Raw genomic sequence first — 12,746 nt, 5'->3', positions numbered from 1 at the left:
TCAGTGTCGCGTCAATTTTCTTTCCCGCGCACTGTCAGATTTTAGTTGTCCGCATGCCGCCAATATATCGCGCCCACGAGGAACTCTAATAGGCGCTGATAGACCGCCTGCGTTTACTATGCCAGCAAAGGCGTGCATTCGATTGTTACTGGAGCACTGATAGGGAGCATTAGGCCATTCGTTGAAGGGGATCAAGTTAACTTTTGCTGGGATCCCATTAAGTAGTCGTACCAGCGCTCTCGCGTCCGAATCTGAATCGTTGATGCCCTTAAGCATTACATACTCAAAGGTGATGCGACGCGAATTTTTTCCTGTTGGATAGTTTCGGCAGGCATTAAGTAGTTCCTCTATTGGATACTTTTTATTTATGGGTACTATAGTACTCCGTAGTTCATCTGTGACGGCATGAAGTGAGACAGCAAGGTTGACACCTAGCTCCCGCCCGCACCGCTCGATCAGTGGCACCACTCCAGCTGTTGATAAGGTTATTTTCCTCTTGGATAGAGCAAGCCCTTCACCATCCATGACGATGGAGAGTGCCCGGGCTACATTTTCATAGTTGTACAGGGGCTCCCCCATGCCCATCATAACTACATTGGAAATTAATCTTTGGTCAGAGCTTGAAGGCCATTCCCCTATAGTATCCCGGGCAATCAAAAATTGTTCAATTATTTCTCTCGACGAAAGATTGCGGACTAATTTTTGGGTTCCAGTATGGCAAAATTTGCAGGTCAAGGTGCATCCGACTTGGGAGGAAATGCATAGAGCACCCCGATCTTCTTCTGGAATATGAACGCATTCCACTTCATTGCCATCGGCAAATTCGACCAACCACTTTTTTGATCCATCGTCGCTATTTTGCATCCGCTTAATCTTAGGCCTATCAATAGTGTAATGATCACTTAATAGGGTTCGGAGGTGTTTTGGTAAGGTGGTCATATCATCGAATTTCTGAACGCCACGATGATAAAGCCAATGCCATATCTGTTTAGCGCGGTATGGAGCTTCCCCGATTTTTGCAAGTTCTATCTGCAGGGCTTTGCGGTCTAGGCCGATAAGGGTGATTCGGTCCTCACGGCTGGATATTTCAGGTTCTTTTATTAGAGGGAGCATCTATTTTCATGCAGCTTAGTAGCGAGAATTATCCATTTGAAATCATTTCACTTGCATTGTTCGTGTTTCAGGATGGTTTCATAGGCTTGGGTAAAGCCAAAGAGGGAATAGGTATCTGTTGTTTTTGTGCCCCGAGTGGAAAAGCCCACGACAATCATTTTTTTTCCATTCCGCATGCGTTCAATAAAGGGTTGGTCTTGACCCTCGTAGGCCCAAGCAATTTCATTGCTTGTCAGTAGCTTTTGGCTTTTCCCATCAATATCTACGCTGACCTCGCTGTCTTCCCTAAACGGATATCCCGCGTGCAGTGTAACAATGCCAATCCTCTCCTTCGAACTAATTGAGACTAACACATATACATCCCCGCGCTTCGTATAATTTCCTTTTTCGGATTTCGGTTCACTTATAATATAGCACCCCGAACGTGCCCCGTCCTTATAAGCTTGCGCATGCCAATCTTGAAATGTCCCCAGCCACTTATTTCCATCAGCTGCCCTTGCTGACGGAAATAGGCTTGCAGTTATCAGAAGTATAAAAATACAAGGCAAAAGGGTTTTTTGTTTCATCGTTTTTGTAGGTTCCTAGAATATTCGGCCAGGATAGACTTCATATTAAAATATAGAAATACACAAGGTCCATCGTGTATTTATTTTGATAATAGTTCCAATTTCATCAACCCTTGTTTCGCTTTTTGGGTGCACCGTGGATATGCCTTGCTCGCTCTATGGTCGGGCCGGTACTCCCGACAGGCCTTTCCGCAAATTTTCCGGTGCTCAAAAGTCGGTCATACATAACGATAGCTCCTGCTGTTCCAACATTCACACAGAATTTGGTGGGAATCCGAATAATTTGCGAGCATCGGTTCATGAGTGTGGCCGTTAAGCTACCACGCTCCGGGCCCAAGACATAAGCGGCACAACGGGGATGGTGAAATGAGGGTAACTCCTTTGCTGTCTCAGTTAACTCTACTCCAATAAGGGCGCATCCATCTGCAAGCACTAGTTCATCAGCGGCCTTAAACCTATAGAATGGAACACTCTCCGGGGTGCCAGATGTATCGGATTTTCCAAGTGTTAACGAGTAATGAGCATTAATTGTGAAGGTAAAACTGGCCCCAAAGGCATGCGCCGTTCTGAATAGATTGCCCAAATTCATGGGTTTGGATATCCCTTCCACACCGATGCCAAAATATCCTCTGTTTTCGGGTGGTCGATACACTTGGTTTGGGCTCTGCATAGTTTCGCTCTTCATTTAAGTGACACTCGTGGTATATAAGTTTCTTGTATTAAAAATTAGGGGATGCATACAATGCGAGCAGCTCTTTGTAAGGAGTACGGAAGCCCTCCGAGGTTAGAAGTTGGCAATGTTGCCAGCCCAACCTTGAACAGTAGCGATCTCCGCATAGAAGTCCACGCTTGTGGCATAAATTTTGCTGATGTGTTGTTAGTACAAGGAAAGTATCAGGCGAAGCCAGAGCTCCCTTTCATACCCGGGAACGAGGTAGCAGGAACCATTACCCAAATGGGTTCCGATGTTGATGGATTTGAGGTTGGGCAGAGAGTGATTGCGCTGTCCCAAGGGGGTGGATTCGCTGAGGAAGTTGTAGTTGACCCCAGCAGAGTTCTGCCTCTATCGGAAAGAATGGATTTCGTATCCGGTGCTTCCTTCCCGACTACCTACGGTACTTCGCACCTCGCCTTGGAGCATCGTGCCCACCTCAAGGCGGGGGAAACTCTATTAGTATTGGGGGCTTCAGGGGGTGTTGGCCTGACTGCGGTTGAGATTGGTAAGGCCATGGGTGCTACGGTCATAGCTGCGGCGTCCTCGAGAGAGAAATTGGCTATAGCGGAGGAACATGGAGCTGACCATCTGATCAATTATGTTGAAGCGGATCTTCGGGATTCTGTCGTCTCGTTATGTGGTGGCGTTGACGTGGTGTATGATCCGGTGGGCGGCGATCCATTTCTCCAAGCCCTTAGATGCATGAATTGGGAGGGCAGAATTGTGGTTATAGGTTTTGCCAGCGGGACCATCCAAAAAATACCTGCAAATTATCTGTTGCTTAAGAATTGCTCTGCAGTGGGAGCTTACTGGGGCCCATATATGGATAAAGAGCCTGATATTCTACTGGATTCGTTGGGTAAATTAGTATCGTGGTTTGAAGCGGGGAAGTTAGTGCCACATATCTCTGCAAAGTTTTCCCTAGAAGATTGTAATGAGGGGCTGGGATTACTTTATGAGCGCAAGGCTACTGGAAAGGTGATGCTGATGCCGCGGTGACATGAGCCGTGCTGCTGGTGTTATTCAGTTACTAAGGGGGGCTGTGTTTATACGTTCAGCTCTGATAGATTTTGATAGAGCGCCAGGCATTCGGGATTTTCAAGAGAGCTTAGATTTTGCACCCGACGGCCGTGAACAGCCTCCCGAACGGCGAGCTCCGAAGTCTTCCCGCTTTTTGTCCGAGGAATGTCAGTCACTTGTACTATTTTTGAAGGCACATGCCTTGGTGAGCAGTGTTCTCGGATCCTGGACATGATTCTGTCAATAAGTTCTTGGTTTAACTTCTGATCTGGTTTCAGAATGACAAAAAGTATTATCCGAACGTCGTCATTCCAAGTTTGGCCGATAGCCACACTTTCCTGGATTTCCTCGAATTGTTCGGCTTGTCTATAAAGTTCTGCAGTTCCTATGCGGACACCCCCGGGATTGAGTGTGGTGTCAGAGCGGCCGTGTATGATAAAGCCCCCAGTGTGGGTCTTTTCAACCCAGTCGCCGTGGCGCCAAATACCCGGAAAGTGCTCAAAATAGGCTTTCCGATAAAGTCTTCCTTGAGGGTCATTCCAAAATTTGAGGGGCATAGAAGGAAAGGGTTTTGTACAGACCAACTCGCCTTTTTCACCCGTACATTCTCTTCCGTTACTGTCGAAAACCTCGGTTGCCATTCCTAAGGCAGGGCCTTGGATTTCTCCTTTCCAGACTGGCGCTGTAGGGATGCCCGTCATGAAGCAGCCAACGATATCTGTACCTCCAGCAATCGATGCAAGATGAACGTCCGATTTAATATTCTCATAGACATATTCGAACGAACGAGGTGCCAGTGGAGAACCGGTTGAGGTGATGGTTTTCAGTGAGTTGAGCTGGTGGGTCTTGGCAGGGGAAAGACCACTGTTCTCAAGGGCGTCTATGTATTTAGCTGAGATTCCAAAAAAGGTGATGCTTTCTTTGTCTATGTAGTCAAAGAGAATATTGGGAGTGGGATAGAAGGGAGAGCCGTCAAAAAGCATGATGGTTGCTTTTGAAGCTAAGGCAGAAACAAGCCAATTCCACATCATCCATCCGCAAGTGGTAAAGTAAAATACTCTATCATTGGGTTTTATATCACAGTGTAGTTGGTGTTCCTTAAGGTGAGTTAGAAGAGCGCCTCCTGCGCCGTGCACTATGCATTTCGGGCGACCCGTTGTTCCAGAAGAATATAGAATATACAGCGGATGATTAAATGGAAGCGGAAGGAAAGTGGTGGTAAGCTCTTCCTCTGTTGTACAAAAAGAATCCATAGCGATGCATTTTGTCATGGCTTCGATTTGTAGGGTGGAGCCTGTGTTAGAATACGGAACAATGACGCAGATTTCCACTGATGGTATCTGCGAGATAATTTCGATAATTTTTGATCCGCAGTTATGGCGTTTCCCATTATAGAAATATTCGTCATTGCAAACTAGGATGCGCGGTTGTATCTGCCCGAATCTGTCTACAACGCCCGCAGCCCCGAAATCGGGTGAGCATGAGGACCAAATTGCTCCAAGGCTAGAGGCGGCCAAAAACCAAACTATAGTTTCGGGTACGTTAGCCATTAGTGCCGCCACTCTATCTCCCGGTTGAATTCCAAAATCAGCGAGCGTTTTTGCTAACCTGCTAACATTGCGGTTTAAGTCCGCCCAACTCAATCTCCTTTGAACCTTGTCTTCGCCCCAGAAAACAATGGCATCGGAGTTGTCGTTCTTTGATAAAATATTTTCACTAAAATTGAGTCTGGTATTAGGAAACCATTGTGCCCCGGGCATTTTGTCCGGTTGTTTAACCGCGGTGTCTCCTGAGGCAGGTACAGGCAGGTCAAAAAAATCGCGTAGAGCTATCCAGAATTCCCCTGGTTGCTGGATGGACCAACGGTGGAGCGCGTCGTAGGTTGGAAACTCGTGGCCGCTTCGCTTCTCAGCAAAAATGGTAAAGCGCTGAAGATTGCTTTGTTGAATTCTTTCAGGGTTTGGCGTCCAAATCGGAGCATATTTTGTCATTGGTATGGTCCTTAAAGGTAAAACAGGCACAATTTCGCATCTATTTCTGTCTCTGGGAAGGAGAAATGGTTTGCGTCCTTGGTAGTTTCTTCTACTGTGTGGGTGTGTTTTAGCTTGGCCGGCGATGGCCTATAGGTTGCACCATTGCTTCCGATAGATGGTGGGGTGATGTTGGCGTGCCATCTCTGCGCCTCCTTTCCCACTCAAGTACGTATTTTGCGAGGATCACTTAGTGCAGTCGAATTGGATATTCAAGGCAACGATGTTCAAGGTCGCCTGTTGTATGCTTATTGCTTGCCTGTGTTTTTCGCTGATGAGCGGGATAATCAGACATCTAGGCAATGAACTTGAGCCTATTATTATAGTCTTTTTCCGCTGTCTTTTTGGTATAGTGGCGATCCTTCCTTTTCTTGTCGGTAATGGCTTGCCCTCGCTAAAAACTAAGCATCCTGTTTTGCATATAATACGGGGTTGCCTGGCTGTAGTTGGCATGTGTTGTTGGTTTTACGGAATTAATTTAATGCCGATGGCGCAGGCAGTTGCTCTTAGTTTTACTTCTCCTCTCTTTGCCTCTGTTGCTGCTGTTATTCTGCTTGGAGAGGTAATGCGTGCGCGCCGTTGGTCGGCGACGCTAATCGGATTTATTGGCACTCTAGTTGTGCTTCGCCCAGGATTTGAGGAGTTTACTCTGGGTAACTCTCTAATTCTTACTGGAGCATTGCTTATGGCAGTGAACCAAGTCATGGTTAAATATCTTTCTGGAAAAGATCATCCTAATGCAATTGTTTTTTGGCTTGTCTTCTTAGTATTCCCGCTTTCTGCTGCACCAGCGGCCGCAATGTGGGAGGCTCCGGCGGGCATGGAGTGGGCTTGGCTTATTGTCTTGGGGCTTATCGCGACTGTGGGTCACCAATCTATGGTGAGAGCATTTGCACTTGCTGAAGCCACAGCAGTGGTTCCCTTTGACTTTATGCGGTTGCCTTTCGTAGCCCTACTGGGATTTATAGCCTTCGGTGAGGTGCCGGATCTTTGGACATGGGTGGGGGCATTAATAATAGTAGGCAGTTGTGTGTATATTGCCCATCGGGAGGCTTATGTGAGTATTCGAAAGCAGTCGAAGGCGCCATTTTCTGGGAATCTCTAATAGCGGCTTCTTGCAAATATAGGGACGGAGCAAAACTTCACTAAGTGAGAGAAGCCTGCGTTGCAAACAAGGCTACCATCAGGATAGCCAAGACCCCTAGTGTTAAAATTTTCCGAAGGCCTTTATACCAAGGGGGAGCATAACCATGAGAGTGCGAAATTGTATCTAAAAGGAAAGCTATGGCAAAGCCTGTAGCCAAGAGGAGTAGTTTCGATATGGGTTCAGGCATGGCTAACGCGAGCCACGCGAGGATCATGGGAAGGAGTGTGGTCGGGAACCACCAGGTGGGAGGCGACATTTGGCGCGCGGCCGCCATAATTCCGAAGCCCCATTGTATTGCTGCTACAAAAGTAAGAATTAGGGCGCCGAATTGTATCAGCTGTAGATATGCATTCAGTGCGAGCAGCCGGGTCCCTAGTAATATACTTAATGTCAAAAACAAAAATACAAGAAGCCCTAGCATTGATAAAATTACCACACTCAGAGGCATATCTTCAGGTTTTTTGAACATGACGTTAGCTGTGGTGCTCATTCATGAATCGGGCGAGTCGGAAATCACGCTCACTCAGCCCATTCACATCATGACTGGCGAGAATTACCTCTACCTTATTGTATACATTTAGCCATTCTGGATGATGGTCCATTTTCTCAGCCAAAAGGGCAAGTCTTGTCATCCAGGAAAATGCTTCACAAAAGTCCTTAAAGAAAAAAGTCTTCTGTATGGCTTCTCTATCCGGCAATTGTGTCCAACCAGCAACTTGGGAAAGGTTTTCTGTTATTTCCGCAGGTGACATTTTGGCGGCCATTTCTAGGATCCCTTCTTGAACCTTAGTTAATCCAAAAAAACCAGCATGTTTTATCGTCTTTTTGAAGGCAGTATACAATAACATCAAAGAGCCAAATTTGTGGTATTATGCGTTGGTGGGCTCGGTCTCCGAGCTTCGTTTGTAAATTTACATGTCAATGGCAAATATAGTGTCTGTATGTTTGAGAGGGAGGTTGGGGTTTTGGCTAAGGAAAATAAGAAAGTGGCGATAGTTACAGGGGCAGCTGGCGGGCTAGGTCGCATGCTTGTGCGAGCTGCTTTGGATGTCGGTTATTGTGTGGGTGCCTTGGATAGGGACCAGCGAAAACTTGATGAGTTGGCGGGGGAGTTGGCAGGTGAAAATCGAGAGGAATTGATCCTGCCGCGTTGCTTGAATATTGCGGAGGAAAGTGATTGCAATGAAGCGGTGGCGGAGGTTGGGAGTCACTTTGGCCGTGTGGATGCGTTGGTTAATGCTGCAGGAATCGGAATGGTTGTGATTCGCGATGATCACATGTTGAAACCTATTCGATTTGACGAGGTGACCTCGGATGAATGGGATTCATTCTTCGATATTAATGCCAAGGGACCTTTTTTGATGGCAAAAGCGACCCTTCCTTATATGACGGACAATCGATGGGGTCGGATTGTCAATGTAACTACCAGTATGGATACCATGTTTAAGCTTGGTTTTTGTCCATATGGTCCTTCTAAAGCGGCCCTTGAAGCCAACACCGCTATTTGGGCTCAGGAACTTTCTGGCACTGGTGTAACTGTGAACGTTTTAACTCCAGGAGGAGCAACTGACACGCCCATGTTGGCGAAATTACCCTTTTCTCGCAGTGGTATGATTCAGCCAGAAGTTATGCAGGCGCCTTTGAAATGGTTGCTTTCCGCTGACTCTGATTCCATTACTGGGCGCCGTTTCGTAGGGGTATTTTGGGATCCTAATAAAGACGCAGCTGTGGCGGCCGAAGAGTCTGGTGGGCCGGCAGCCTGGCCAGGTACGGGAAAACAAGGCATCTGGCCTACCTAGAGCGGGGAGACTTGGCTAGTCGCCGTTTTAACTTAGCCTTTGAGGAGTGGGGGTATGAATATTGAGGCAGTTCGCGGACATAGTGTTGTAATTCAACCGGACCAGGGCCCATCCTATTGGCAGCCATTGCCGGCAAATGGCTATAGCAGCATAATTGTCCATCCAGGAAACAATGGAGGATCGGATATTTCAACGGGTTTCCAAACAATTGCTGCTGGGGGACGAGTGCGTCCACATTCTCATCAGAATCAGGTTGAGTTACAAATCTGTTTCCGTGGCACTGGAGAAGTGGTTGTGGGCGGCCAGTGTCATCCTTTGTCGCCAGGAACGACTTGTTTGTTGGGCCCCGATACAGCCCATGAGATTATTAATAATTCCGATGATGATCTCGTAATGTTGTGGGTGATATCACCCTCCGGCTTAGAAACATTCTTTCAGCAGATAGGTCGTGTACGTAACATAAAGGAGGCTCCGCCAGAACCATTTGATAGGCCGCGCAATATAGGTGCTCTCGAGAAACAAAGTGGTTTCCAGAATATTGGATCTTAATAGTAACTTCTTTGGCCCTATGTATTGTATTGGGATCTCACGGGTTCCTAGTAGTTGGGTGTTCTTGTTCTGGAAACATGCTTGCTAAGGCAGCTACAGAAGGTTCTGCAATTCCCCGCTCGGTAATCAATCCGGTCACAAGGTTGGCTGGAGTCACATCAAATGCATAGTTGGCCGCAGTGGTGGAATCAGGAGTTAGCTGCACACGCACAATGTGGCCATCTTCAGTCATTCCCTGGATATGAGTAACTTCAGTAGGCGAACGTTCCTCTATAATTTCGCCCACTTCATTATCAGAAATTTCCCAGTCTATAGTAGAGGATGGAAGAGCAACATAAAATGGTATGCGGTTATCCTTCGCCGCAAGGGCTTTTAGATACGTTCCTATTTTGTTTATTACCACGCCACTTGCTGTCGTACGATCCGTTCCAACTATGCAAGCGTCAACTTGTCCAGTTTGCATGAGGTGCCCGCCAGTATTGTCGGCGATCACCGTATGGGGAACGCCGTGTTGGCCTAGCTCAAATGCTGTTAATGCGGCCCCTTGATTACGGGGGCGCGTTTCATCCACCCAAACATGGATTGGAATGCCGGCGTCATGGGCGGCATAAATAGGGGCAGTGGCTGTCCCCCAATCCACGGTTGCAAGCCACCCAGCATTACAGTGGGTCAGAATATTAATTTCTGATCCTTGAGGCTTTGTTTTGGCTAGGTCAATAATGAGTTTTCTTCCATGTTCTCCTATTTCGCGATTTGTTTTTACGTCCTCTGCACAGATACTAAACGCCATCTTGTAAGCTAGAAGCGCACGATCATTTTGGGGGGCTTCTTGGAGCATTTTCCGCATTTGATTAAGTGCCCAACGGAGGTTTACTGCGGTTGGACGTGAATCGATTAGGGCTCTGTATGCGGAGTTAAGGTTTGTATCATCTGGATTATGTCGCATGGCTAAACACATGCCGTAAGCTCCGGTTGCACCTATCAAGGGCGCTCCGCGCACCATCATAGTTTTTATTGCTAATGCAACATCATCAACTGTTTGGAGCGATACAATCTCGAATTTATGAGGTAATTTTGTCTGGTCAATGATGCGGACTGTCCAGCCGTCTTTGTCGAGGAAGATGGTACGATAGGGTTGCCCGTTGATTCTCATTTTAGTGCCGTTTCGAAGAGTTGAGCAAAGGAAGCTAATGCCTTCACAGCGATTCATCTGGGTTTGTTGCTGGGATGGTCTTTCCCATCATAGTATCGTTTTTGGTGTTGACATGATTAACTGTGCCCAGTGCCATAAAAAGTGTGCAAAAATAAGGGGCTACTTGCCCGACTAATATTAACGTCCACAGTGCTTCCAGCTTATCATCGATACCTGTACGCAGGCAAAATATAACTATGAGAGCAAGGCTAAGTAATAAAAGACAAAGTTCAGCCCTTATGTCTTTAAGTTTTGCCCCAATAGGCGTCTCCCTTGCTATTCTTGGGGTTTGTATGAAGGGGACTTTTTTTAGTGTAAATAGTCCAAAAAACACGGCCCGGGCGATAGTGTAGCTCAAAGATAGGCCCGCAATAGTGGCACGCCACCTAGCCCTTTCCGAGCAGTTCACGCGTATCCTGTAGAGAAGGTTATTTCTAATTTGTCGAAGGAGGAGAAATCCAAGGACTGGGACAAGAAACAGGGGCGAAGGGGGTGGTAAGATTTCTGGATAAACAGACATTGCGGCTGTCCAGAATAATGCAGCAACACTGAATATCAAAGCTAGAAAGTCCGTTATCCAGGGTAACCATCCGGCTAAAAAATGGTATCTTTGAGACCAGGTAAGAGAGCTCTTTCGTAGGCCAGTGAGATAACGAAAATGGTGTCGCAATATCTGCATTCCGCCATATACCCACCGAAAGCGTTGATTTCTGTATGCGCATAAATCTGGCGGCAAGAGGCCTTTCCCTAGAGACTCTCTAGTGTACATGGCATCCCAACCTTGTTCCAGAATCCGTAGTCCGAGTTCAGTGTCTTCGGTTAGACACCATTCACTCCAACCTCCTACTTCATCCAGGGCTTGTAATCGGACTAAAGTCATGGTGCCGTGTTGGATAATGGCGTTGGCTTCGTTGCGCTGAACCATGCCAATCTGAAAGAAACCAGCGTATTCCCAAAAACATCCGCTTTGAAAGCCATTGGATAGGGTCGAATGATGATCTTGTGGCGCTTGAACAATACCGACGTTTTCTTGTTCAAAAAAGGGAGCGAGGGTCCGCAGCCAATTTTTTTCTACGATATAGTCGCTATCAATTATTGCGATTATCTCTGTCAAAGGCGAGGTAAGTTTTCGGGCCATATTGAGGGCCCCTGCCTTAAAACCTGGACAATGATCAGTGTGGGAAAAAGAAAAATTTGGTCCCAGAGCGATGCAAGTTTTCTCGATGGGCAGCCATCGTTCTCTGTCAGTGCAATTATTACTTATTACTATGACTTCAAAATTGGGATAATCTAGTTGTGACAACGAAGTTAGGCATTCGAGCACTATCTCTGGAGGTTCGTTGCTGAAAGGCAAGTGAATAGAAATGCGGGGAAGTTCTTGTGGCGCCACAAACACGTGGTTTACATCTATGAGGCGGGTTTGTTTTTTCCAGCTAACATTGCTTAGCTCGATAAGATCCAACATAAAGAGTAGCCACAGAGGTATCTGGGCAAAACTTAGCAGGAGCCAAATCGGTTTTCCTAAGGGCCCAAGATAGTACTCTGGCGCCAGGATGAATGGGAGCAACATCCCCGCGAAAATAATTTGAAAACAGGTGCCAATGGATATGAGCTTGACAGATCGCAACGTTTTCCAGGTGCGGATATAGATGGCTAAAATAATAGATCCCGCTCCTACGGAAAAGAAGGTCCAAAGTAGCCAATAAGAGCTTTTAACGACAAAGCCCCATTTGGACTTCCGGTCAGCGGTGAAAACTCCCCAGTGGCTTCCTACAGGTCCTTCTTGTGCCATTTTCCAGGGTTGGTCATAGGCTTCGAGCCAAATATGGTCAATCTCGTTTGCGCGAGCGTATTTAGCAAAGTTTTCCGCAAACTTAGCTTGGTTTTCGGGAGATGGGATGGCGTGATTTCGCTTTGGGCCGTCGCTGGGCCATCCAACTTCGGCCAGCAACAAGGGTTTATCCGGGTATAAAGCTCTAAGTTCACCCAGGCGCATGTCGATATAAGTCAGGGATTTTTCCACTGAAATTCCCTCCCAATAAGGAAGGATATGAACAGCGATAAAATCAACTGCTTTGACTAGCTCTGGATTATCGAGCCAGATATGCCATGGCTCAGCAGTGCTCAAGGGTAACGTCGTCTCGTTCTTGGCTAATGTAATATGTTCAATAAGTTGAGATGAGCGCAATTCACTTCGCAGTAACACTTCATTACCGATGAGCAACTTCCTTATGTTTGAATGATTGTGTGACTGTTCGATGAGAGAAGAGATCTGCGCTTTATTCTGTTTAGGGCTTGTACCAATCCATGCTCCAGCGATTACATCTAGATTATGTTTTTGTGCGGAAATAGCTAGGCTGCCCAAAAAGTCACCAGAAGAATAAATCCTGATGAGGTTAGTTATCTGACTAATCCTCTTCATATCCTGCTCGATATCAGCGATGCCTAATGGGGAAGAGCTGGTGCCATCATATTTTCCGAAAGGGCTATAGGCGATACCAAGCGGAGCGAAGCTTGGGCTATTTCTGTGGCTCTCGGGCGCCGTTGCCCACCAAAACAACGTTCCCCCCAGAGCAGGTAGCCCCAGAATAAGAGCGACGTGTGAGTAATGCATC

At 46.9% G+C, this 12,746-nt stretch carries 12 protein-coding genes; 4 read left to right on the top strand and 8 right to left on the bottom strand.

What is annotated here, in order from left to right; genetic code table 11:
- The 3 genes from rlmN to CMM32_08835 form a co-directional block, all read right to left on the bottom strand.
- On the bottom strand, positions 1-1,113 hold the full coding sequence (gene rlmN, locus CMM32_08845; protein ID MBT07002.1) for a 23S rRNA (adenine(2503)-C(2))-methyltransferase RlmN: 1,113 nt from the start codon (positions 1,111-1,113) through the stop codon (positions 1-3).
- A 47-nt stretch (positions 1,114-1,160) separates the two neighbouring features.
- Positions 1,161-1,679, bottom strand: coding sequence for a hypothetical protein (locus CMM32_08840; GenBank protein ID MBT07001.1), 519 nt, complete (start codon positions 1,677-1,679; stop codon positions 1,161-1,163).
- Between the two features lie 106 nt (positions 1,680-1,785).
- Complete coding sequence (locus CMM32_08835; GenBank protein ID MBT07000.1) at positions 1,786-2,349, bottom strand: rRNA methyltransferase; 564 nt, start codon at positions 2,347-2,349, stop codon at positions 1,786-1,788.
- A 72-nt stretch (positions 2,350-2,421) separates the two neighbouring features.
- On the opposite strand from CMM32_08835, the gene CMM32_08830 reads away from it, so the two are divergent.
- Positions 2,422-3,393 (top strand): zinc-binding dehydrogenase, encoded by a 972-nt coding sequence (locus CMM32_08830; protein ID MBT06999.1) that lies wholly within the window; start codon positions 2,422-2,424, stop codon positions 3,391-3,393.
- A 47-nt stretch (positions 3,394-3,440) separates the two neighbouring features.
- Here the strand turns inward: CMM32_08830 and CMM32_08825 are convergent, their stop codons facing one another.
- Positions 3,441-5,405: an acetoacetate--CoA ligase gene (locus tag CMM32_08825; protein ID MBT06998.1), complete on the bottom strand. Its 1,965-nt coding sequence runs from the start codon at positions 5,403-5,405 to the stop codon at positions 3,441-3,443.
- 262 nt (positions 5,406-5,667) lie between these two features.
- Here CMM32_08825 and CMM32_08820 point away from each other — a divergent pair, with 262 nt between their 5' ends.
- On the top strand, positions 5,668-6,549 hold the full coding sequence (locus CMM32_08820) for a hypothetical protein (protein MBT06997.1): 882 nt from the start codon (positions 5,668-5,670) through the stop codon (positions 6,547-6,549).
- 40 nt (positions 6,550-6,589) lie between these two features.
- Here CMM32_08820 and CMM32_08815 read toward each other — a convergent pair whose 3' ends face one another.
- Both CMM32_08815 and CMM32_08810 read right to left on the bottom strand, forming a co-directional pair.
- On the bottom strand, positions 6,590-7,081 hold the full coding sequence (locus CMM32_08815; GenBank protein MBT06996.1) for a hypothetical protein: 492 nt from the start codon (positions 7,079-7,081) through the stop codon (positions 6,590-6,592).
- On the bottom strand, positions 7,065-7,355 hold the full coding sequence (locus tag CMM32_08810) for a 4a-hydroxytetrahydrobiopterin dehydratase (protein ID MBT06995.1): 291 nt from the start codon (positions 7,353-7,355) through the stop codon (positions 7,065-7,067). Before CMM32_08810 ends, CMM32_08815 begins: the two co-directional genes overlap by 17 nt.
- A 177-nt stretch (positions 7,356-7,532) precedes the next feature.
- Between CMM32_08810 and CMM32_08805 the strand changes: the two genes are divergently transcribed.
- A complete protein-coding gene (locus CMM32_08805) occupies positions 7,533-8,390 on the top strand; it encodes a short-chain dehydrogenase (protein MBT06994.1) in 858 nt (285 codons plus the stop codon).
- A 54-nt stretch (positions 8,391-8,444) separates the two neighbouring features.
- Positions 8,445-8,939, top strand: a complete 495-nt coding sequence (locus CMM32_08800) for a hypothetical protein (protein ID MBT06993.1) — start codon at positions 8,445-8,447, stop codon at positions 8,937-8,939.
- 37 nt (positions 8,940-8,976) lie between these two features.
- Here the strand turns inward: CMM32_08800 and mtnA are convergent, their stop codons facing one another.
- Both mtnA and CMM32_08790 read right to left on the bottom strand, forming a co-directional pair.
- A complete protein-coding gene (gene mtnA, locus CMM32_08795) occupies positions 8,977-10,092 on the bottom strand; it encodes an S-methyl-5-thioribose-1-phosphate isomerase (protein ID MBT06992.1) in 1,116 nt (371 codons plus the stop codon).
- Between the two features lie 43 nt (positions 10,093-10,135).
- Entirely contained in the window at positions 10,136-12,745 is a 2,610-nt protein-coding gene (locus tag CMM32_08790) for a hypothetical protein (protein MBT06991.1), read from the bottom strand.
- Position 12,746: the final 1 nt, after the last annotated feature.

The sequence above is a fragment of the Rhodospirillaceae bacterium genome (assembly GCA_002728255.1).
Taxonomy (GTDB): domain Bacteria; phylum Pseudomonadota; class Alphaproteobacteria; order UBA7887; family UBA7887.
This window is presented reverse-complemented; position numbering and strand designations above follow the sequence as displayed.

What these genes read in the sequence shown, in the direction of transcription:
- rlmN (MBT07002.1), bottom strand. Translation starts at nt 1,113, where the DNA reads ATGCTCCCTCTAATAAAAGAACCTGAAATATCCAGCCGTGAGGACCGA.
- CMM32_08840 (MBT07001.1), bottom strand. Translation starts at nt 1,679, where the DNA reads ATGAAACAAAAAACCCTTTTGCCTTGTATTTTTATACTTCTGATAACT.
- CMM32_08835 (MBT07000.1), bottom strand. Translation starts at nt 2,349, where the DNA reads ATGCAGAGCCCAAACCAAGTGTATCGACCACCCGAAAACAGAGGATAT.
- CMM32_08830 (MBT06999.1), top strand. Translation starts at nt 2,422, where the DNA reads ATGCGAGCAGCTCTTTGTAAGGAGTACGGAAGCCCTCCGAGGTTAGAA.
- CMM32_08825 (MBT06998.1), bottom strand. Translation starts at nt 5,405, where the DNA reads ATGACAAAATATGCTCCGATTTGGACGCCAAACCCTGAAAGAATTCAA.
- CMM32_08820 (MBT06997.1), top strand. Translation starts at nt 5,668, where the DNA reads ATGTTCAAGGTCGCCTGTTGTATGCTTATTGCTTGCCTGTGTTTTTCG.
- CMM32_08815 (MBT06996.1), bottom strand. Translation starts at nt 7,081, where the DNA reads ATGAGCACCACAGCTAACGTCATGTTCAAAAAACCTGAAGATATGCCT.
- CMM32_08810 (MBT06995.1), bottom strand. Translation starts at nt 7,355, where the DNA reads ATGGCCGCCAAAATGTCACCTGCGGAAATAACAGAAAACCTTTCCCAA.
- CMM32_08805 (MBT06994.1), top strand. Translation starts at nt 7,533, where the DNA reads ATGTTTGAGAGGGAGGTTGGGGTTTTGGCTAAGGAAAATAAGAAAGTG.
- CMM32_08800 (MBT06993.1), top strand. Translation starts at nt 8,445, where the DNA reads ATGAATATTGAGGCAGTTCGCGGACATAGTGTTGTAATTCAACCGGAC.
- mtnA (MBT06992.1), bottom strand. Translation starts at nt 10,092, where the DNA reads ATGAGAATCAACGGGCAACCCTATCGTACCATCTTCCTCGACAAAGAC.
- CMM32_08790 (MBT06991.1), bottom strand. Translation starts at nt 12,745, where the DNA reads ATGCATTACTCACACGTCGCTCTTATTCTGGGGCTACCTGCTCTGGGG.